Source organism: Bacillus pumilus (assembly GCF_900186955.1).
Lineage (GTDB): Bacteria > Bacillota > Bacilli > Bacillales > Bacillaceae > Bacillus > Bacillus pumilus.
In genome coordinates, this window is sequence record NZ_LT906438.1 from 261,638 (window position 1) to 281,454 (window position 19,817).

At 41.5% G+C, this 19,817-nt stretch carries 18 protein-coding genes; 12 read left to right on the top strand and 6 right to left on the bottom strand.

The window, feature by feature from the left end:
* Positions 1–9 precede the first annotated feature (9 nt).
* The gene (locus CKW02_RS01500; RefSeq protein WP_003217107.1) at positions 10–1,143 is read left to right on the top strand and encodes a zinc-dependent alcohol dehydrogenase; all 1,134 of its coding nucleotides are present in this window, start codon (positions 10–12) and stop codon (positions 1,141–1,143) included.
* 22 nt (positions 1,144–1,165) lie between these two features.
* Here the strand turns inward: CKW02_RS01500 and CKW02_RS01505 are convergent, their stop codons facing one another.
* A complete protein-coding gene (locus CKW02_RS01505) occupies positions 1,166–1,603 on the bottom strand; it encodes a MarR family winged helix-turn-helix transcriptional regulator (RefSeq protein WP_003217154.1) in 438 nt (145 codons plus the stop codon).
* Between the two features lie 261 nt (positions 1,604–1,864).
* Between CKW02_RS01505 and CKW02_RS01510 the strand changes: the two genes are divergently transcribed.
* The 4 genes from CKW02_RS01510 to CKW02_RS01525 all read left to right on the top strand — a co-directional run bounded on the left by CKW02_RS01510 (position 1,865) and on the right by CKW02_RS01525 (position 6,457).
* Entirely contained in the window at positions 1,865–3,373 is a 1,509-nt protein-coding gene (locus CKW02_RS01510; protein WP_003216982.1) for a class I adenylate-forming enzyme family protein, read from the top strand.
* Between the two features lie 66 nt (positions 3,374–3,439).
* Entirely contained in the window at positions 3,440–4,822 is a 1,383-nt protein-coding gene (locus CKW02_RS01515) for an amino acid permease (protein ID WP_003217256.1), read from the top strand.
* A gap of 100 nt (positions 4,823–4,922) precedes the next feature.
* Positions 4,923–5,288, top strand: a complete 366-nt coding sequence (locus tag CKW02_RS01520; RefSeq protein WP_003217104.1) for a VOC family protein — start codon at positions 4,923–4,925, stop codon at positions 5,286–5,288.
* 308 nt (positions 5,289–5,596) lie between these two features.
* Positions 5,597–6,457 (top strand): alpha/beta fold hydrolase, encoded by an 861-nt coding sequence (locus CKW02_RS01525; protein ID WP_034620713.1) that lies wholly within the window; start codon positions 5,597–5,599, stop codon positions 6,455–6,457.
* A 161-nt stretch (positions 6,458–6,618) separates the two neighbouring features.
* Here the strand turns inward: CKW02_RS01525 and CKW02_RS01530 are convergent, their stop codons facing one another.
* Together CKW02_RS01530 and CKW02_RS01535 are read right to left on the bottom strand one after the other, a co-directional pair.
* Positions 6,619–8,046 (bottom strand): alanine/glycine:cation symporter family protein, encoded by a 1,428-nt coding sequence (locus tag CKW02_RS01530; protein WP_095117736.1) that lies wholly within the window; start codon positions 8,044–8,046, stop codon positions 6,619–6,621.
* A 33-nt stretch (positions 8,047–8,079) separates the two neighbouring features.
* Complete coding sequence (locus tag CKW02_RS01535) at positions 8,080–9,060, bottom strand: glutaminase (RefSeq protein WP_003217260.1); 981 nt, start codon at positions 9,058–9,060, stop codon at positions 8,080–8,082.
* 517 nt (positions 9,061–9,577) lie between these two features.
* Here CKW02_RS01535 and CKW02_RS01540 point away from each other — a divergent pair.
* The 3 genes from CKW02_RS01540 (at position 9,578) to CKW02_RS01550 (ending at position 13,087) form a co-directional block, all read left to right on the top strand.
* A complete protein-coding gene (locus CKW02_RS01540; RefSeq protein ID WP_003216917.1) occupies positions 9,578–10,864 on the top strand; it encodes an ATP-binding protein in 1,287 nt (428 codons plus the stop codon).
* A gap of 4 nt (positions 10,865–10,868) precedes the next feature.
* Positions 10,869–11,810 carry a response regulator gene (locus CKW02_RS01545; RefSeq protein WP_003217000.1) on the top strand — a complete coding sequence of 314 codons (942 nt, stop codon included), beginning with the start codon at positions 10,869–10,871 and terminating at the stop codon, positions 11,808–11,810.
* 191 nt (positions 11,811–12,001) lie between these two features.
* A complete protein-coding gene (locus CKW02_RS01550; RefSeq protein WP_003216955.1) occupies positions 12,002–13,087 on the top strand; it encodes an SEC-C metal-binding domain-containing protein in 1,086 nt (361 codons plus the stop codon).
* 53 nt (positions 13,088–13,140) lie between these two features.
* Here the strand turns inward: CKW02_RS01550 and CKW02_RS01555 are convergent, their stop codons facing one another.
* Positions 13,141–14,181 (bottom strand): DUF4352 domain-containing protein, encoded by a 1,041-nt coding sequence (locus CKW02_RS01555; RefSeq protein WP_003217135.1) that lies wholly within the window; start codon positions 14,179–14,181, stop codon positions 13,141–13,143.
* 396 nt (positions 14,182–14,577) lie between these two features.
* Between CKW02_RS01555 and CKW02_RS01560 the strand changes: the two genes are divergently transcribed.
* On the top strand, positions 14,578–15,507 hold the full coding sequence (locus CKW02_RS01560) for an aldo/keto reductase (RefSeq protein ID WP_034620710.1): 930 nt from the start codon (positions 14,578–14,580) through the stop codon (positions 15,505–15,507).
* Positions 15,508–15,537: 30 nt separating this feature from the next.
* Here CKW02_RS01560 and CKW02_RS01565 read toward each other — a convergent pair whose 3' ends face one another.
* Together CKW02_RS01565 and CKW02_RS01570 are read right to left on the bottom strand one after the other, a co-directional pair.
* Entirely contained in the window at positions 15,538–16,503 is a 966-nt protein-coding gene (locus CKW02_RS01565; protein WP_003216878.1) for a sensor histidine kinase, read from the bottom strand.
* A gap of 11 nt (positions 16,504–16,514) precedes the next feature.
* The gene (locus CKW02_RS01570) at positions 16,515–17,216 is read right to left on the bottom strand and encodes a LytR/AlgR family response regulator transcription factor (protein WP_003217099.1); all 702 of its coding nucleotides are present in this window, start codon (positions 17,214–17,216) and stop codon (positions 16,515–16,517) included.
* A gap of 160 nt (positions 17,217–17,376) precedes the next feature.
* Here CKW02_RS01570 and CKW02_RS01575 point away from each other — a divergent pair, with 160 nt between their 5' ends.
* From CKW02_RS01575 to CKW02_RS01585, 3 genes are all read left to right on the top strand, one after another.
* Positions 17,377–18,117, top strand: a complete 741-nt coding sequence (locus tag CKW02_RS01575) for an ATP-binding cassette domain-containing protein (RefSeq protein WP_003217123.1) — start codon at positions 17,377–17,379, stop codon at positions 18,115–18,117.
* Entirely contained in the window at positions 18,117–19,292 is a 1,176-nt protein-coding gene (locus CKW02_RS01580; protein WP_003216965.1) for an ABC transporter permease, read from the top strand. The genes CKW02_RS01575 and CKW02_RS01580 overlap by 1 nt, the downstream gene beginning before the upstream one ends.
* Before the next feature lie 148 nt (positions 19,293–19,440).
* Positions 19,441–19,776, top strand: coding sequence for a hypothetical protein (locus CKW02_RS01585; RefSeq protein ID WP_003216896.1), 336 nt, complete (start codon positions 19,441–19,443; stop codon positions 19,774–19,776).
* The last annotated feature ends 41 nt before the right edge of the window (positions 19,777–19,817 follow it).

Here is a 19,817-nt window from a genome sequence, read left to right on the forward strand (position 1 = left end):
GAAATGCATGTGAGAGCTGTTACTTATCAGGGGAAAAATAGCATTGCAGTGAAGAAAGTAGATGCGCCATCTATTCAAGATCGGGAAGATGTGATCATCCGAATGACATCAACAGCAATTTGTGGATCTGATTTACATTTGTATCAGGGGAATTTCCCGCTTCCAATCGGCTACGTGATTGGGCATGAGCCAATGGGGATTGTGGAGGAAGTTGGCCCGGATGTCACGGCAGTAAAAAAGGGAGACCGTGTCGTTATTCCATTTACCGTTGCATGTGGTCAATGCCAATATTGTCATCACCACTTAGAAAGCCAATGCGACAACTCAAACCCGCACTACGATTCGGGTGGACTTTTTGGATATAGTGAGAAATATGGGAACTACCCTGGAGGACAGGCAGAATATTTACGCGTGCCTTTTGGGAACTACACTCCGTTTAAGATCCCAGATGATTGTGAGCTGGAGGATGAACAATTGCTGTTCTTATCGGATGTTCTTCCAACTGCTTATTGGAGCGTGGAGCACGCCGGTGTGAAAAAAGGTGATACGGTCATTGTGTTAGGCTGTGGACCTGTTGGGTTAATGGCACAGCAATTTGCATGGCAAAAAGGGGCAGAACGTGTGATTGCGGTCGATTATATTGATTACCGTCTGCGACATGCAAAGCGGATGAGTGGCGTAGAAGTATTTGATTTTACAGAAGATCCCGACATGGGAGAAACATTGAAGGAGCTCACCAAGGGCGGAGCGGACGTTGTGATCGATTGTGTCGGAATGGACGGGAAGAAGTCGCCGCTTGAAAAAATTGAGCAGAAGCTCAAGCTGCAAGGCGGAACAATTGGACCGATTCAAATTGCCACAAAAGCCGTCCGTAAATGTGGAACGGTGCAGATGACGGGTGTGTACGGAGGCCTATATAATATGTTCCCATTAGGTGCCTTTTTCGCAAGAAACGTCACCCTGAAAATGGGGCAGGCCCCGGCGAGAGGCTACATGTCAAAGCTCTATCAAAAAGTGACAACCGGTGAAATTGATCCTAAAGCGATCATCACACACCAATTGCCGTTAGATGATGCCGCTCATGCATATCACATATTTAATGATAAGAAGGATGATTGTATAAAGGTCATCTTAAAGCCATAAAAAAGAAGGCTTAGGTTTATCCCTAAGCCTTTAATGTGTGCTCGTCCATCATTTTTTCGATTAATTCAAAAAATGTTTTTTTATCTTCTTCTGAAAGGTTGTCGAACAGCTGATTGACAAGCAGCTGGCGGTTGTCGATCATTTGTTTTGCAATTTGTTCACCTGATTCAGAGAGTTCAATCCATACAGTACGGCGGTCATTATTATTTCGAGAGCGGATAATCAGCCCTTCATCTTCTAAGTGATTGAGAGCGGTTGTTGTTGCAGAGGGAGATAATGAAACTTCCTGCAGAATATTTTTCACAGTACATGATTGATGACGATAAATGATGCGTAAAATAAACCCTTTCACATTCGTGACGTTTTTCGGGATGTTCTCTTCATCTATTTGTTTCGTCGCCTTTAAATACTTTGTCAGCGCATGGTCTAATAAACTTGCCTCTAGCTCGAAATGTTGCATTCTCCATACCTCTTTTCCTATTGCATTCGCATTTTCCGATCAATTACTAGGTCTATCTTATCATAATAGTTATCATCATTTAAACCAAAATGGAAGACGGCTATAAAATTACCTATATTATCAATTAATATAAAGAACAATTCCAAATTGAAATGATTTTACTTTCAGCTGGTTTTATTTTAGAATGTGAATGAGATAAAATCTGCCAACCCATTCACTGGAAATTGGCTATTGTAAATCAAACGTTTGGAGATGAAGATATTGAATACATTACAGGCATTACTTAACGACAGAATGGAACGCTCTTCACAAATTGAAGCGGTAACTGGCGGGGGTGTGTCTTATACATTTGAAGAATATGCAAAGCGTATTGACCAGCTCGCTCATTACTTACATCAAAAGGGGATTCGAAAAGGGGACCGTGTTTGCTTTATTTGTCAAAACCATCATCACTTTTCAACGATTATGCTGGCAGCCATTAAAGCAGGTGCAGTCGCAGTTCCGCTTAGCTGGCAGCTTACTTCTTTTGAGCTGGAAGGTATTTTGAAAAAAGCAGAGCCAAAGGCTTTATTTTTTGACCGTGAATTCCGTGACATCATTGCGGCAGTGAATGTGTCTTTAGAAAATTGCCTGATGGTGGAATCCGGTGTCAATGCGAAAACAACACAGCTGTTTGAAGACATGTTGGCTTCAAATGATGGAAGTAACCTTGCTGAAGAGGTATCAGAAGAGGATCTAGCGATGATTTTATTCACCTCTGGGACAACGGGAAATCCAAAGGGCTGTATGGTCGGACATGGACGAATCTATCAATTTTTAACAAGACATGGGAATCGAGGATTCGATCTGAAAGGAAAACGGTACTTGGCGAGTCACCCTCTGTATCATATGAGTTCGATTAATCATCTAATCGCAGCTGCGATTGAAGGATATACGCTTGTCTTCTTACATGATGCAACACCGAAGCGCATTTTAGAAACGATTGAGAAAGAAAGAATTACGTTCATGATGGCTTTCCCATCAGCTTACACGTACATGCTAGAAGAAATGAAACGCGGTTCGTACGATCTTTCATCTTTTGAAATTGCGATTTCTGGCGGTACGAAGGTGCCGGTACGCTTAATTAAAGATTACAAAGAAGTAGGCATTCAGATGATGCATGGCTATGGAAGTACCGAAGCATGGGTTGTGAGTGCGTGGCATCCAGCGATGGGCGAGGATAAAATGGGCTCTGCAGGTAAAGTGGATCCGGATGTAGAAGTGAAAATCATGCACCCTGAGACAGAGGAGACATTGCCAGCTGGAGAAATTGGCGAAGTCGTTATGAGAAGCCCATTCTATTTTCTAGGCTACTATCATCAGCCTGACGCTACAGAGAAGGTGCTGAAAGATGGCTGGTTCCATATGGGAGATGCAGGCTATCTAGATGAAGACGGTTTTCTTTTCATCACAGGGAGATACAAAGATGTGATTCTGTACGGTGGGGATAATATCTACCCTGACCAAGTAGAAGAGGTCATTGATCAAATTCCAGGTGTGATTGAATCAGCTGTCATTGGGGTGCCAGACGAATTATATGGTGAAGTGCCAAGTGCGTATATCGTAAAAGACGATTCTGTCGATTTTTGCGAAGAAGATGTGGTGAACTATTGCCAGGAACGTTTGGCAGATTACAAAGTGCCCTCCATTCATTTCACACAGGAGCTGCCAAAAAACAAGCTTGGTAAAATCATGAAGAAAGATTTACGTGAATTGGTTGTGAATGCGTAGTACCTATTCTGCTATAATGAAATTTGAATGATTTTTTGTTTTTCTAACGTTTTGGAGGGAAAGGGTTTGCGACATATTCTACGTAAGAAACACATTCACGATTTGTTAGAACAGAGCAGGCAGCAAAAGGTAAAGAAAACGCTAGGCGGGCTCGATCTCACGCTCCTTGGTATAGGGGCAGTGATCGGCACGGGGGTCATGGTGTTAACCGGAATTACAGCGGCTAAGGATGCAGGGCCGGCTGTCATTTTTTCCTTTGCCATCGCAGCGATTGTGTGCAGTTTGGCAGCACTTTGCTATGCAGAAATGGCTTCAGCACTGCCTGTATTCGGCAGTGCGTACATTTATTCATATACAACGATGGGTGAGCTTGTCGGGCATCTAATGGGATGGACGTTATTGTCCGTTTATATGCTGACTGCTTCAGCTGTCGCCAGTGGCTGGTCGAGCTATTTCAACAGCTTGCTTGAGGGGTTTGGAATTTCGATTCCCCATCAATTTTTAGCGGGACCTGAACAAGGCGGATATATGAATCTGCCAGCCATTATCATTGCCTTACTGATTGCGTGGATCTTATCTAGAGGAACGAAGGAAAGTAAAAAATTCAATAATATCATGGTGTTTGTGAAACTCGGTATTATTGTTCTTTTCATTGTAGTAGGCGGGTTTTATGTACAGCCATCCAATTGGCAGCCGTTCATGCCGTTTGGTGCAGAAGGCGTCATTGCTGGTGCTGCTGCTGTGTTTTTTGCCTTCTTAGGATTTGATGCGATTTCTGCTTCTGCAGAAGAGGTGAAAAATCCACAGCGGAACCTGCCAATTGGCATTATTGGCTCATTACTCATTTGCACGATCATTTACATTGTCGTTTGTTTGATTATGACAGGTATGGTGCACTATACAAAACTGAATGTCACAGAGGCGATGTCCTATGTCTTGCAAAGTGTACATCAAAATAGTGTAGCCGGTATTATTTCTGTCGGTGCGGTCATTGGATTGATGGCTGTGATTTTCGCCAATAATTATGCAGCAACTCGAATTGCCTATGCAATGGGACGAGATGGTCTTTTGCCGAAAGTGTTTTCGAAAACAAACAAAAGCGATACGCCTGTTGCAAGCATATGGATGATTGGCGGCATGACAGCTGTTATTTCAGGGTTTATTGATTTAAAGGACTTGTCCAATTTAGCGAATATCGGTGCTTTATTGACGTTTGCAATGGTGAGTTTATCTGTCCTCATTTTGAGAAAGACACATCAGCAGCTTGAGAGGGGATTCCGGGTTCCATTTGTGCCGGTCTTGCCGATTATTTCAATGGGCTGCTGCTTGTTCCTTATGTTCAACTTACCAGGCCGGACGTGGCTTTACTTTGGTGTTTGGCTGTTAATCGGTGTTTTCATGTACGCAGCGTATTCAAACAAACATAGTGAATTAGCGAAATCTTCATGAGAAAAAGGTGCAAATCCGTTGACGATTTGTGCCTTTTTTCATACGATTTGGGATAAGCTATAAAAGAGAAGATGGACGGAACAAGAGGAGGATGAGGGGTATGATTAGTGTTAGTCCTTATATTGTGGTAGACGATGTGAAGGAATCTCTTCAATATTATCAAGGGATTTTTGGCGGTGATATTCATATTTTAAATGAACATCAAGACCGTGTGCTGCATGCAGAACTGCACCTTGGAGAATCGCTGCTTCACTTTTCAGATACGTTTGACCGCACACCAAAGCCCGAGAATCTCAGATTGATTATGCAGTTTGACAATGAAGAAGAACTAAAGGCTGTATATGAAGCGCTAGAAGCTGATGGAGATGTACTGGTCGAATTACAGGATACGTTCTTTGGCGCCCTTCACGGGCAAGTACAGGACCGCAAAAATGGGTTGATCTGGGTGCTGAATTATATGAAATAAACCAAGACCTTCACCTTCGTGAAGGTTCAGCGTGTAGACAAACCCTCGCATTCGGTGTCAGTCCTGCGTGCTGGTGCTCACGAATGACAAATTCGCTCCGCGCCAGTACTCGTCCTTTCTAGACTGCAAAGGTTTTCTATCACGCTGAAAAGAAGACAAAAGGCTAAAATCAAGATCATTTTAGCCCTTTGTCAACAATCTGGCCCTTCACCTTCGTGAAGGTTTTTTTGGGAGTGCTTTTATTTTCTGAAAAATGGGAAATATGCTATGTTGGAAGAATAAAGAACAAGGAGAAAGGTGGCAAAGGGATGGAGCAAATTGAATTTCAATCAATCCAAACAAATGGTGTAACACTTCACACAGCAATAGCTGGACCTGAGGATGGCCCGCTGCTTATACTGCTGCATGGATTTCCTGAGTTCTGGTACGGCTGGAAGAACCAAATTATGCCCCTAGCCGAGGCAGGCTATCGTGTCGTCGTTCCTGATCAAAGGGGCTACCATCTAAGTGATAAGCCAGAAGGAATCGAATCCTATGTATTAGATCAACTGAGAGATGATATTGTAGGGCTGATTAAGACGCTTAGTCCGAATCAAAAGGCGATTGTGGGTGGTCATGATTGGGGCGGAGCAGTTGCTTGGCATTTGGCATCCACACGTTCTCAATATGTAGAGAAACTAATCATTGTCAACATGCCGCATCCGCGGGTGATGATGAAGGTTCTTCCATTTTATCCCCCGCAGTGGAAGAAGAGCTCCTATATCGCATTCTTTCAGCTTCCGAATGTGCCAGAGGCAGCTCTTCAGGAAAATCACTTTCAAAAGCTGGATGAAGCCATTGGGCTGACTGCAAGACCCCATTTGTTCACGAAGGAAGATGTATCAAGCTATAAGCTGGCTTGGACGCAGCCAGGTGCCATGACCTCAATGCTGAATTGGTACCGCGCCATCAAAAAGGGCGGCTTTGAAAAGCCGATATCAAAGCGCATTTTAGTACCTGTTCGCATGATCTGGGGGATGGAGGACAAGTTTTTAAGCAGAAAGCTGGCGAAGGAAACGATGAAGATTTGCCCAAATGGACAACTAATTTTTGTTGATGATGCTTCTCATTGGATCAATCATGAAAAACCAGAAGTGGTGAACAAACTCATACTCGAATTTTTGAACTAAAGAAAGAAGCTCTGATCAGAGGGGGAAACTCACTCTTGTCCCCATAGAAAAAACACCTCCATGTTTTTTCGGATCACAACGATCCGTTTTCAAACTTGAAGGTGTTTTTTATTTGTCTCATCTTATGGGGTCAGTCCCAAGAGGACCAGAGCTTTTTTGATTTAACCGATTCGATTCTTTTTCAACGAAGCAGGTTCGTCGTCCCAGCATTCAATTTTCTCATTGTTTGGAACGACATTTTTATAAAAGACAGGATCCTTGCCTTCTTTTTTCTGTCTCGTATAATCCTTCAATGCTGCAAAGGCGACCTTAGACAGCATGGTGATGGCGATGAGGTTGACGATGACCATGAGTCCCATGAAGAGATCGGCTAGACCCCACACGAGAGGAACAGTAGCAACTGCACCGAAAAGAACCATTCCAATAACGGCAATTCGATAAATGTTAAGCCAAACTTTGTTGGCTCCAAGGAATTCAATGTTCGTTTCGCCGTAGTAATAGTTACCGATTAATGTACTAAAGGCGAATAGGAAAATCATGATAGCAAGGAATCCAGAGGCCCATGGTCCAATGCGCTGACTGAGTGAAGCCTGTGTTAATTCAATTCCTTGCAGGTTCGTTGTTTTGTATGCATCAGAGAACAGGACAAGGAAGGCTGTGCTTGTACAAATAATTAATGTATCTGTTAACACGCCAAACGCCTGAATTAATCCTTGTTTTACAGGGTGACTTGTCACAGCTGTTGCTGCTGCGTTAGGTGCACTACCCATACCAGCCTCATTCGAGAAAAGACCGCGTTTAATCCCTTGTAATAATGCGCCGCCTAATGTTCCACCAGCAAACTGTTCAAACCCGAAGGCGTGTTTCACAATCGTACTGATGACACCAGGAAGTTCAGTGATATTTGTCACAATAACAAAGAATGCAATTCCGATATAGGCTAGAGCCAGCACAACGACAATGTATTCAGAAGCTTTTGCAATGGCTTGGATTCCCTTGAAAATAATTGCTGCAAAAATAACAGCCATCACAATACCGACTGTTAAACGGTCTAATCCAAAGGAGTTTTCAAAAGCGACAGTAATTGTATTTGATTGCACCGCATTAAAGACGATTCCAAAAGAAATTGTAATCAGAATCGCAAATAAAATTCCCATCCAGCGCTTGTTTAACCCTTTTTCCATGTAATAAGCAGGTCCACCGCGGAATCCTGTTTTATCTTTCACTTTATACACTTGGGCTAATGTACTTTCAACAAAGCTTGAGGCAGAACCGATAATGGCTACGATCCACATCCAGAAGATTGCGCCAGGTCCACCAATTGCAATGGCGATGGCAATCCCTGTAATATTCCCTGTTCCTACACGTGCCGCCATACTGATGGCAAATGCTTGGAACGGTGATATCCCTTCTTTTTCTTTTCTTCCTTCTTTCAGGACACGCACCATTTCTTTAATCATTCTCACTTGCAGGAAGCGTGTTCTATATGTGAAGTAGACACCAACTCCAAGTAACAGAGCAATGACAATATAAGTCCAAATAAAATCATTTGTATGTGTTAAATAAGATAGCAAAGCTTTTTCGTTCATAACATCACCTCTTCGAATTCATGACTGTTCATTTTAAAAAATACTGAGATCCCACTCTTTTGCGAGCTTTTTCAGCATCATGACACCGGTAATACTATTTCCGCAATCGTCAATGGCGGGACCATAAATGCCGATTCCGCAGCCTGTTTGAAATGGGAATTCTCTTCTTGCGCTTGGCGGAACGCAAGCCATAATTCCTCCAGACACACCACTTTTGGCTGGAACGCCTACGAAAGCAGCAAAATTACCAGACGCATTATACATGCCGCATGTCAGCATCAATGCCTTTGTTAGTCTTGCGATATCCTTTGGAATGACTTGGACCTGTTTAAAGGGATGATAGCCATCACTTGATATAATCAGCCCAATCAAGGCGATGTCCTCTGTTGTAACCTCGATGGAACATTGCTTTAAGTACACTTCTAATGTGTCCTCGACATCTGATTCTAAGTAATTGGTTTCTTTTAAGTAATAAGCAAGAGCACGGTTGCGGTGCGCAGTTGCCCATTCTGATTGATAAACCTCTTCATTAACAGAGGGACGCTTACCTATTAAGTTTTCGATTAAATCGAAAATATATGCTAGCTTTTCTGTAGAAGTCTTTCCGGGAAGGATGGAGGATACGGTAATAGCTCCAGCATTAATCATTGGATTAAAGGGCTTCCCTGGTTTATGCATCTCAAGACGGTAGATGGAATTAAATGCATCACCAGTTGGCTCTACATCTACCCGGTCCAAGACGTATGGTACGCCTCTTCCTAAACAGGCAGCTATAAAGCTGATGACTTTTGAGATACTTTGCAGGGTAAAGGGAACGTCCCAATCACCATATCGTACAGATGATCCGTCTGGGCCTATCACGCTGATACCAAGTTGAGAGGAATTCACTTTTCCGAGTGCTGGAATGTAGCCAGCATTCTGTCCGTTTTTGTAATACGGACGTATTTCTTCTGCCCATTGATTAACAGAAGACTGGCATGCGTGTTGTGTATTATTAGAAATTGCTGTTTTCATACGATTCCTCCAATCAAAAATCAAAAAGTACCCTATTGAATTGGCGGATGACAAAAAATGCGATCAAATAGGCACGAAAACATGTTACACATCTTCAAAGAACTTGTCATGCGCTGCTTGTACCACTCCTTTACACCTAAATATATGTTGAAATGAAGGCTTTGGCGGCGAAAAAACAAAAAGGGTTTTTAGTGAAAATTCAGAAAACGCTTACATAGAGTTTCACTAAAATTGTTCATTCAATTTATCTTGGAAACTACACAATCTGACGAAAATCTACAGAAAAACTTACAAATAAAAATCGGTTTGTCGATCATTGTCTAAACAATTCCCATTATTGTAGACAATCACCAAAATGCTGAATAGCTGAAAGGTCACCATGGCGCCTCGGTGAATAGTCATAAAAAAGGATTTTGAGGAAAGAAGGAGCCGTAAAAATTATTTTTTTGTACGTTGTGAAGAAAAGAGTCTCCTTGTATACTGTGGCTATGCAAAAAGGGGAAGGGATGTCAGTCATTTGAGTTTAAACCAGCTTGTTAAAAAAGACGCATTCATATTAATTTTTATGGTGGTTATTGTGCCGCTTGCAGGAGAACTGAAGTTTTATCCTGTGAATGAAACGTTCCGGATCAGCTTTGGGGCACCTGCGTTTTTCTTTTGTTTATTACTCTTAAGGAAATCTAGACCGTTCTTGCCCGGGTTTTTAACAGGCGCAGCCATTGTGCTTTTTCGAGTAGGTTTAGATCTGATGCAGCATCATGCTGATCTCGCTACATCATTTTATCAGCAATTCCCAAGTTTCTTTTTTTATTTTACATATGCTTTCTTGTTCTTTGCCGTCCGTACGGGACGTTTTAAACAGCGTTCTATTTTTATTGGGATCATTGGTCTCATGATTGAATTAGTGGCTGATTTTGTTGAGCTGTTTGTACAATTTTTAGTGTTTGATACGACGATGACGCTATCAAAGCTGAGTGATATGTTTCTCATTGCGTTTGCTCACAGCTTTGTCGTAATCAGCTTTTTTAATATGATGAAGCTGTATGAGGCACAATCAAGAGAGAAGCAGATCATGAAACAAAATGAGCATATGATGATGGTCATTTCAAATTTATATGAAGAAACGGTTCATTTAAAGAAAACGTTAAAACATACAGAGCATATTACGCAAGAATCATACAGGCTTTACCGTCTCTTGCATGAACACGAAGCAGGGAAGAAAGTGAGTCAGGAGCTGTTGAAGCTCGCAGGAGAAATCCATGAGGTGAAAAAGGACAATCAACGTATTTATGCTGGGCTTTCGAAGCTGATTTCTAAGGAAAATATGCAAGACTATATGAAGGCGGAAGAGCTCGTTCAAATTGTCCTTCGCATTCAAGAAAAGTATGCGCTCTCTCTAGGGAAAAACATCTCCTTTACATCTGATATAAGAGGCATTCATTTGCATGATTATCATGTGTTCATTTTCTTATCGCTCATTAATAATTTAATGGCAAATGCGGTTGAAGCCATAAAGGATGACGGAATGATCTCACTCGTATTGAAAGGAAGTCATGATAAAATAGAGATTCGGATTGAAGATGATGGCCCGGGGATTCCTGAAAAAATGAGAGAAATAGTATTTGATCCAGGCTATACTTCTAAATTTGATGCATATGGAACACCATCAACTGGGATTGGCTTATCCTATGTGAAAGAGCTGGTTAAAGAGCTTGGCGGTACAATTAAAATCGAACAAAGAGAAACAAAGGGAACGGCTTTTCAGCTACTCCTTCCTATACAAAATTTAATACAGAGAGGGTGAGTGTATGCGATTTTTCATTGCAGATGATGATCGTGCAATACGCTCGATTTTAGGTCAAATCATAGAAGATGAAGATTTGGGAGAGGTCGTGGATGAAGCCGATGACGGAGTGGGATTAGAAGCACATTCATTGAACCTAAAAAAAATAGACATCCTTCTGATAGACCTTTTAATGCCTGCTAGAGATGGCATTCAAACGATTCGTCATATTCACCCTGAATTCAAAGGTAAAATCATGATGATTTCCCAAGTAGAGGCGAAAGAGATGATGGCAGAAGCCTATGAATTAGGGATCGAATATTATATTCATAAACCTGTCAATCGAATTGAGATCGTCAGTGTGATTCGAAAAGTCATAGAGCGGATCAAGCTGGAGAAATCGATTTACGATATTCAAGCTTCCCTTCGCCATGTGCTGCCGTTAGAGCCAGTGACTTCTCATAGCACAACGGGTGCTGGGTTGAAGAAAAGGACGATGAAAGAGGCGGGGGAATTTCTCTTATCCGAACTAGGAATTGTTGGAGAGAGCGGATCTAAGGATTTACTAGAGATCCTGATCTACTTATATGAAACACAGTCAGCCAATTCTCATGAGGTCAATTTCCCGCCGCTAAAGCAGCTCTTTATCAAAACAGCGGAGAGGAAGCTGGATCATGGGGCGACCGATGTAGAAGTGATGAGGGAAGTGAAAGCGGCAGAGCAGCGGATTAGACGCGCTATTCATCATTCCTTGAATCATTTTGCTTCACTAGGATTAACAGATTTCTCGAATCCTAAGTTTGAGCACTATGCGTCGAAGTTTTTTGACTTTACCGATGTCAGCCAAAGAATGAAAGAAATGCAGAAGACCTCTTCATCCACAGGATCAACGGGCAGAGTCAATACGAAGAAGTTTGTTCAAATCTTTTATTTTGAAGCAAAGCAGCTATTTGAGGGAATGAGCTGAAGAAAATCTATTGGAATGATTGGAGAAAATAAACAGAAAAAGACCGCTATTCCTATGATCTGTCGTGATCTTCAAGTATCTTTATTATTTAACTGATCATTCTGATTTTTCTTTTTTCTTGAAAATAAAACTCTCTTGTGCAATCGTTTGTTAAAATAGTGAAGTTAGACTAGAATGTCGGAGGTTTTATTTTGGGAAAAATTAAACGAAATGCGCTCTGCCCATGCGGAAGCGGAAAAAAATATAAACATTGCTGTGGTCAAAAGTCAGGCGGAGAACAAACGTCTGAGCTTGTGTTTAAGGAAGCTGTACAAGTTCAAAAGGATTTAATGAATTACGCATTCTCTAAACATCAGAGAGCCATCAATCAATTCATTAATGAGTTTTCTTTTCTTGCAGATATGGATAAAGAAACGCAACAAATCTCAGTCTTTCATTTGAGTGTATGGGGCATCTTCTTCCGTCCATTAACGGATCAGAAAGAAACCATCTTCCAAGAATTCCTGACAAAGAAAGCGGAGGATATTACCCGTCCGAAAACAAAACAAGTGGTTCAATCATGGACAGACATGGAGCCATCTTTGCTTTTATTAAATGAAAAAACGGACGAGTCTCTTTACTTTGAGAATATGGTGACAGCTGAAAAGGTTGAAGTAGATGTAAAACCGGATCAAACAGTGCTGCCTGAAAAGGGAAGTCTCGTGCTTGGATTCCCTGTTCAATTTGAAGAAAAAGCAGAGTTTTTCATTCAATATACGATGTTTGCGAAAGAGTTTACAGATACGCTTCTTCTTCAAGTACGTCAGCTTGTTGAAGCATATGAGGCAAATGGAGGAACGCGCAGCACATTTATGAGAGAATCATTCCCTGACGTGTTGAAGTGCATGTTTGCAAAGCAAGAAGTAGAAGAATCAGAAACATCTGCTGAAACAGAAGGCGATACAGGTCTAACAGCAGATCGCATGGACTGGGCAAATGACGTTCAACTGGAAACAGCTAAGCTGATTGAAGACGGAATGAAGGAACACGGGGACCAAAGCTTGACTGATGGCGCTTTAACTGTGTGGAAAGCCTATTGTGATCAGAAATCACCTGTGATCCGTAAAGCAGCATCATTTGCTGCGGGAATCGAATATTACATTCACTCACTTGCAAGCGATGCCCCGCTTTCTCAAGCGCAAATAGCGAAAAAGTATGGCATTAGTGCGTCTACTGTATCGAGCCGTTTTAAAGATATTGAAAAAGCGGTGAAAGAAGAGCAAGAGGCGACTGTATAGCATCAGAAAAGACGCGGCACCTTCATTGGGCCAGCGTCTTTTTTAGTTCATGATTATCTTGTTTTAATAAAACCGCTCATGTACTGCGATGTATTGTAATCGTTAAGGTCAATTTTCCACTGACCATCCCCATTACGTTTCATTTTCACTTCGTATTCAGCCGGGCTGGAGACTGGAGGAAGCTTTTCGAATTCAGATGCGTACAAGTTTAAGCTTTTCTTATACAATTCTTCTTTAGAGCGGATCTTGCCGTTGTAAAACTCGTCTCTTTGCTTGTCCAGCTTGTCTTTTAAGTTAGAAGCATCAATGCCTGTTACTTGAGCGACAACCTTCGCCTCGTCATTAGAGATGGTTTTTACACTTGTTTCTACTTTGGTTTTATCCTTCATGGTGTCTTGAATCCGTTTGTACATAGACAGGATATCACGGTCACTTACTTCATTGCCGTACATCCCAGCGCTTCTTTTGAAGTCTTTTACGAACATGTCGTGGTATTTATTCACGACATCGGATTGGTTGTCACCTGTTAAATCTGCAAATTGATCGTTCTTTTTGTCAAATACAATGATATCCGTATAAGCGGATAGCGCTTTTGCAGGGTTATCCAGCTTTTTCGCTGTATCCAGTATTTTGTTTCCATCTAGGTCGATTTCGATCGAATCACTGTTTTTCTTGATGCTGTCTTGGTACACGAACTGATATTTTTTCCCTTTGTCTACTAGGAAATAAAGAGCACCTGATTGTGATTTTCCTTTGTTCAATGAACCAAGGTCAAGACGGTCTTTACTGCCGTAAAATTTTAAATCAGATACTTTGGCATCGTCCTGATAAAGGGAGAAGTCAGAGCTATATAATGATAGAGCTTTGTCACCTTTGTTTGTAATCGTCAGGTTGATTTTTAGCACCAATTCATTGTCTCTTAGCGTAGTTGTTGAGTCTTCTGGTAACGTATATTCGTAGCTATCGACTTTTACCTCTGCTGTTTTTGTTGATTTTTGATCAGTGTTGCTTGATTTTGCTGAGCTCTGGCAAGCTGCAGAGATGATCATCACGAACGAAATCATGAGGAGTGCACTTATTTTTTTAAGATTCACAGTTGATGCTCCTTTGCTTTTCTTTCGTCATTTCATTCCCGCTATCTGACTATGAAAAAAGAAACAGATAGGATGGTATATTCGGGTGTTGCAGGGGAAAATCTCCTTATGACGATTTGCACTTTTCATTCTATCGAAATTCAATCATGATGAGGAATAGGTTTTAGTCCCTATCTTTGAAAGAAATTTACACAAAAGCCAATAATAAAAGGAAATTCGTAAGTCTAATATACCGGTTAATAAGAATTGATTTGTAGATTTATGATCGGTTTTAAATGTTTTTTACGTAAAAATCTTGAAGTGAGGGTGTTGCTGCTTCAGAGAGCAGGATACTTGAATGTTGGAAAGGGTTCGTGGGAAAATAAGGATGATTAAGCAGATAAGGGAGATGAGCTTTTGAAAAAGGTAACGCTTGGACGAACTAATTTACAGGTGAATCCGATAGGGCTTGGTACGAACGCGGTAGGTGGACATAATTTGTTCCCGAACCTGAGTGAAGATGCCGGACGAGAGCTTGTGGAGACAGCTCTTGATCAAGGTGTCAATTTCTTAGATTCTGCTTTTATTTATGGACTGGGCCGTTCAGAGGAATTGATTGGTGAGATTATTGCCAAAAGAGGCGGTAGAGAAAACCTTGTCCTTGCGACAAAGGGGGCTCATAAAGAAGTAAACGGACAAATTGAATTGGATAACAGCCGAGACTTTTTAAGAGAGCAGGTCGAAAATAGCCTGAAACGACTGCAAACAGATTATATTGATTTATACTATATGCATTTCCCGGACGGCCGGACACCGCTGGAAGAAGTAGCAGGCACATTAAAGGAATTGAAGGATGAAGGGAAAATCAGGGCCATTGGTGCATCAAATCTTGATTTTGAACAGCTTCAAGCCTTTAATCGAGATGGCTACTTAGATGTGCTTCAGTCGGAGTATTCTTTGCTGAAACGTGAGGCAGAGCAGGATCTTCTCCCATACTGCGTCGAGCATCGTATTTCCTTTATTCCGTATTTCCCGTTGGCGTCAGGTTTGTTGACTGGTAAATTTACGAAGGATGCCACATTTGATGATATTCGAGCAAAAGATCCGCTTTTCCAAGGCGAGGCGTTCCTTCAAAACCTCGAAAAAGTAGACAAGCTGAAGGCAATTGCACAATCAAAGAACGCCGAAACGGCACACGTTGCACTCGCTTGGCTTTTAGCACAGGACGGCATCGACGCCATTATTCCAGGTGCAAAACGAGCTGAGCAAGTTCAGCAAAACCTAAAAACAAACGAAGTTCAATTAACAAAAGAGGAAATCAATCAAATTGACCACATTTTCTCTTAATCAAAAAAGGTGCTTGGCTGCACCTTTTTTTTATGACATCGTGAGAGGGATTTTGATGACAAGCCGCAAATGTGGAGAACGGTAAGTGAAATCAAGAGTACCGTCTGCCTTTTCAACAAGCTGATGAATGATATACGTGCCCATTCCTTGATGATCCCCGCCTTTTGTCGAGCGGCCAAAGTTTTTAAACAAATGGTCTAACACGTGTTTTTCCATTCCTTTTGTGCTGTTCTCACAATGGATTAAAAAGAGCCCGCTCCGAATAGAGGTCGTAATCGAGATGCTGCCCTCTTTCCCGGCTTGCTTCGCTTCAATCGCTGCGTCTAGGGCATTATCAAGTAAGTTTCCAGTGAAACTAACCTGATCCGCCTTAGAAAAGGGAAGCGATGAAAAAGGCGCTTGAAGGTCTAGAGAAAGGTCGATGTCCTCTTTTTCAGCCCGTTGGAAAAAGGAATGCAGGGTTGAGGCCAAATAGGCATTTTCTCCTTTCATCCAAGGGAAATGTTTTACGTATTGCTGAATCAAATCCTTGATCTCGTGCTCGTCGTTCGACGCGGAAAAGGCATTTAAATGTCTAGCTGTTTCATGATGTTTACTGCGCAGCTCAAGCAGCAATTCATTGGTTCTTGATTCTGCATTGATCAGCTCTTGAAGCCGCCCGTTTAATCGTTTCTCCGTCTGCATCATCTTCAATGAAAGGATATCTGTTGTCATGATGATGATCAAAACTAAAAGAGAGCTCAATCCATTTCCTTGCGTCAGAAAAAGGGAAAGACCTGCACAGGTAAAGAGCACAAAAGCGCCCAACATCACATAACCACTCACCTGAGGCAAAAACCTTTTGTATATGAAAAATGTATAAAGACAAATCACACAAAAAGTGAGGAGCCACAGCACTCCTGATGATAGCGGCAGAATAGCTTCAGCAGCTGCATGAAACGCAAGACCTAGCCATATGAGAGCATACATGCGGAATCCAAGATAGAAAGCGTTCACGTTCGTTCTCCTTAAAAATAGTATTTCTTAAAGTATTCTAATTGCTGCTTGGTTATCATGGCTTTTTTATCTGTACCTTCAAAAGACACGATAAATGAATTTTTGGCATACGCCGAGAAGTTCTTAATGTAATGAATATTGATGATAAACGATCGGTGGGAGCGGATAAAATCTTTTTCAGCTAGATCGCCCTTTAACTCGTTTAATGTCTGATATGTTTGGATATCTCCTGTTGTTGTGACAATGGTGGTTGACCTGCCTGTTCGCTCAACAAAAATGACATCCTTCTTTTGCAGCACATGAATATCTGACTGCTGTTTAATGAGAAGCCGTCCATGAATGCTTTTCTCCTGCTTGGTGGACATGTAGCGTTCTAAGGATTTGGCAATTCGATCGGCTTGGTAGGGCTTCATAATATAATCGTGAACATTTAAATCAAACGCATGGACCGCATATCCGCTGTTTCCTGTCATAAAGACAACATCGACATTCAGTGCATGAGAGTGAATGAGATCCGCTAATTCATAACCGGACATTCCGGGCATTTCAATGTCTGCGAACAACAGATCAATATCTCCTTTTTTGACCTTCTCGTAAGCATCCTCTGCTGACTGCGTGACAAAGACAATCTCCACAGTCTCCATTCTGCCTACAATGGCATGCAGTTTTTCTAAATCTACTCGGTAATCGTCAACGAGACCTACTTTTATCATAAAAATCACCTATGACTCATCGTATTATTTGTCTATTTTATCATTTGTTTTTTAAAATAGATCATTTCAAGACAGAAAAAGGACGTTTCGCGACATTTTTATGTCAGGGAAGCGTTATTTTTTCTATCATAGACTTAGAAAGTTGAAAGGGGCGAACCACATGATTACTCTCAGCGATTGCAGCTGCTGGTTTAAAGATAAGAAAAAAGTCGTGAAAGCGATGAAACATATGACGTTCTCCGTGAAGGAAGGGGAAGTCGTTGGCATCCTAGGAGAAAATGGTGCAGGGAAAACCACGTTATTACGCGCCGTAGCCACATTGTTAGAACCTACGCACGGATCAGTCACTGTCGCAGGCTTTGATACGGTGAAAGAATCAACGGAAGTGAAAAAGCGAATTGGTGTCTTGTTTGGCGGTGAGACAGGGCTTTACGATCGTTTGACGGCACGAGAAAACCTTGAATACTTTGGCAAATTGTATGGCTTAGATCAGCATGAAATCAAAGCAAGAATAGAGGATTTGGCAAAGCGTTTTGGGATGAGACAATATATGGATCGAAAGGTGAAAGGATTCTCAAGAGGAATGAAACAAAAGGTGGCGATTGCCAGAACCTTGATTCATGATCCTGACATTATTTTATTTGATGAGCCGACAACAGGCTTGGATATTACATCAAGTAATATTTTCAGAGACTTTATTCATCAGCTCAAGCAGCAAAATAAAACCATCCTTTTTTCAAGCCACATCATGGAAGAAGTCAGCCAGCTTTGTGACAGTGTCATGATGATTCATCAAGGAGAGCTTGTGTATAAAGGGACACTTCCAGAATTATATACACAGGAACAAAGTGATGACTTGAACTATATCTTTATGTCGAAGCTCGCTAGGGGGATTTCATAATGTGGAAAACCGTATTCTTAAAAGAAATGACAGATGCGCTAAGAGACCGAAAAACGCTACTCTTAACAGTGCTGATTCCTCTTTTGACGATGCTTGGACTGGTGTTCTTTTATGAAAGCATGATTGCAGATCCAGGAGATGAAACCTATACGGTCGCAGTGAATGAAAAGCTTCCAACTGAAATGAATCAAATGATCAAAGAGGTTAAAAACCTCACACTTGAAACATTTGATGACCCGCAGCAAGCTGTCAAAGATGGAAAGGCGAATGCTTATCTGGAAATGCCGAAAGAGGCAGACGACATGCTTCAGCATCAACAATCATTTGCGATTAAAATTCATGGGTACACAACAGATGATGATTCGGTGATAACGGTTCAAATGCTGCAATCCTTACTGGAGCAGTATCAAAACCAAGTCGTAGAAAAGCGTTTAGCCGCTGATCAAATCAATACGTCTGTTGTTCATCCATTTCAGGTGCAGGCTGTTGATGTAGAAGAGGGCGATGAAGGAGAAAATGGCATGACCTCTATGCTTTTGTCGATTCTCCTTCCGATGATTTTGGTGACCTCCGTCATCTCAGGTGCTTTGCCAGCTGCTCTTGATATTGTAGCGGGTGAAAAAGACCGAAAATCCATTGAAGCGTTGTTCCTGACACCTGCCAGCAGACTCCAAATTCTCATCGGAAAATGGCTGGCTGTCTCCATGTTCGGGATTTTAAGTGGAATTGTGGCGATCGGCATGCTGCTTTTATCCACGCTGCTCTTTACAGAAAAGCTAAAACAAGCACTGAACTTTGGTGATCAAATGTGGAGTATTATCGGTGTCATGTTTGCGGCGCTCATCATCTTCTCCTTCATGGTATCGATGATTGAACTGCTACTCAGTGTCGTTTCAAGCTCAGTGAAAGAAGCGCAATCGTACATGTCCATGATCATTACATTAGGTGTGATCCCAATGTTCTTTACCATGAGAGCAGGTGCTACGCAGCTAGATACGTATTACTTTGCTGTCCCATTCCTCAATATTCATGCGCTCTGTAAGCAATTGATGTTTGGAATCATTGATCCGATGGCCGTCACTCTGACACTCGGCTCCTCAGCCCTCGCAGTCGTCATCTTGTTTGTCATCGTGAGAAGCTTGTTTATGAAAGAAAAATGGATGCTTGCAAAATAAAGAAAGTAAAAACTTGTAGATTTTATCTGCAAGTTTTTTATATCCAGAGATTTATATAAAAGAGATTCACGATCGGGTGAAAGGAATGGCATAATGGAAGGGGGAACTTACATTATTATCCTAATTTATTTAAAGAGGTGATTCGTTTATGTCTTATCAAACAGAAGACGATGATGTGCTAGAGCTATGTAATATATATGCTCAACAAACACACCATTTTGAAGCTTTTATTTTGGGAAACAGGAAAGGGTTATTGGAATTAAGAAAAGCGATAGATGAGGCATTAGAAACGGGTAGTTCCGTTGCACATTTATATCCATCTGATTTTGAAGGATATGAAACGTATGTTGCTTTAGTAGACGACGAACAAAAGTTTGAGAAATTAATGGATCCTTATGTAGAGGAATACGGACAAGAGGAGGATTCGGTTGATCCGGTTGAGGTGATAAAAGAGTATGAAGCTGTAAAAGAAAATTCTTCATAATAGACCGTATCTTGCTTTCTGTGCTGTAATTCGGAATTAAA

What these genes read in the sequence shown, in the direction of transcription:
- CKW02_RS01505 (WP_003217154.1), bottom strand. Translation starts at nt 1,603, where the DNA reads ATGCAACATTTCGAGCTAGAGGCAAGTTTATTAGACCATGCGCTGACA.
- CKW02_RS01520 (WP_003217104.1), top strand. Translation starts at nt 4,923, where the DNA reads ATGATTAGTGTTAGTCCTTATATTGTGGTAGACGATGTGAAGGAATCT.
- CKW02_RS01525 (WP_034620713.1), top strand. Translation starts at nt 5,597, where the DNA reads ATGGAGCAAATTGAATTTCAATCAATCCAAACAAATGGTGTAACACTT.
- CKW02_RS01530 (WP_095117736.1), bottom strand. Translation starts at nt 8,046, where the DNA reads ATGAACGAAAAAGCTTTGCTATCTTATTTAACACATACAAATGATTTT.
- CKW02_RS01535 (WP_003217260.1), bottom strand. Translation starts at nt 9,060, where the DNA reads ATGAAAACAGCAATTTCTAATAATACACAACACGCATGCCAGTCTTCT.
- CKW02_RS01545 (WP_003217000.1), top strand. Translation starts at nt 10,869, where the DNA reads ATGCGATTTTTCATTGCAGATGATGATCGTGCAATACGCTCGATTTTA.
- CKW02_RS01570 (WP_003217099.1), bottom strand. Translation starts at nt 17,216, where the DNA reads ATGATAAAAGTAGGTCTCGTTGACGATTACCGAGTAGATTTAGAAAAA.
- CKW02_RS01575 (WP_003217123.1), top strand. Translation starts at nt 17,377, where the DNA reads ATGATTACTCTCAGCGATTGCAGCTGCTGGTTTAAAGATAAGAAAAAA.
- CKW02_RS01580 (WP_003216965.1), top strand. Translation starts at nt 18,117, where the DNA reads ATGTGGAAAACCGTATTCTTAAAAGAAATGACAGATGCGCTAAGAGAC.
- CKW02_RS01585 (WP_003216896.1), top strand. Translation starts at nt 19,441, where the DNA reads ATGTCTTATCAAACAGAAGACGATGATGTGCTAGAGCTATGTAATATA.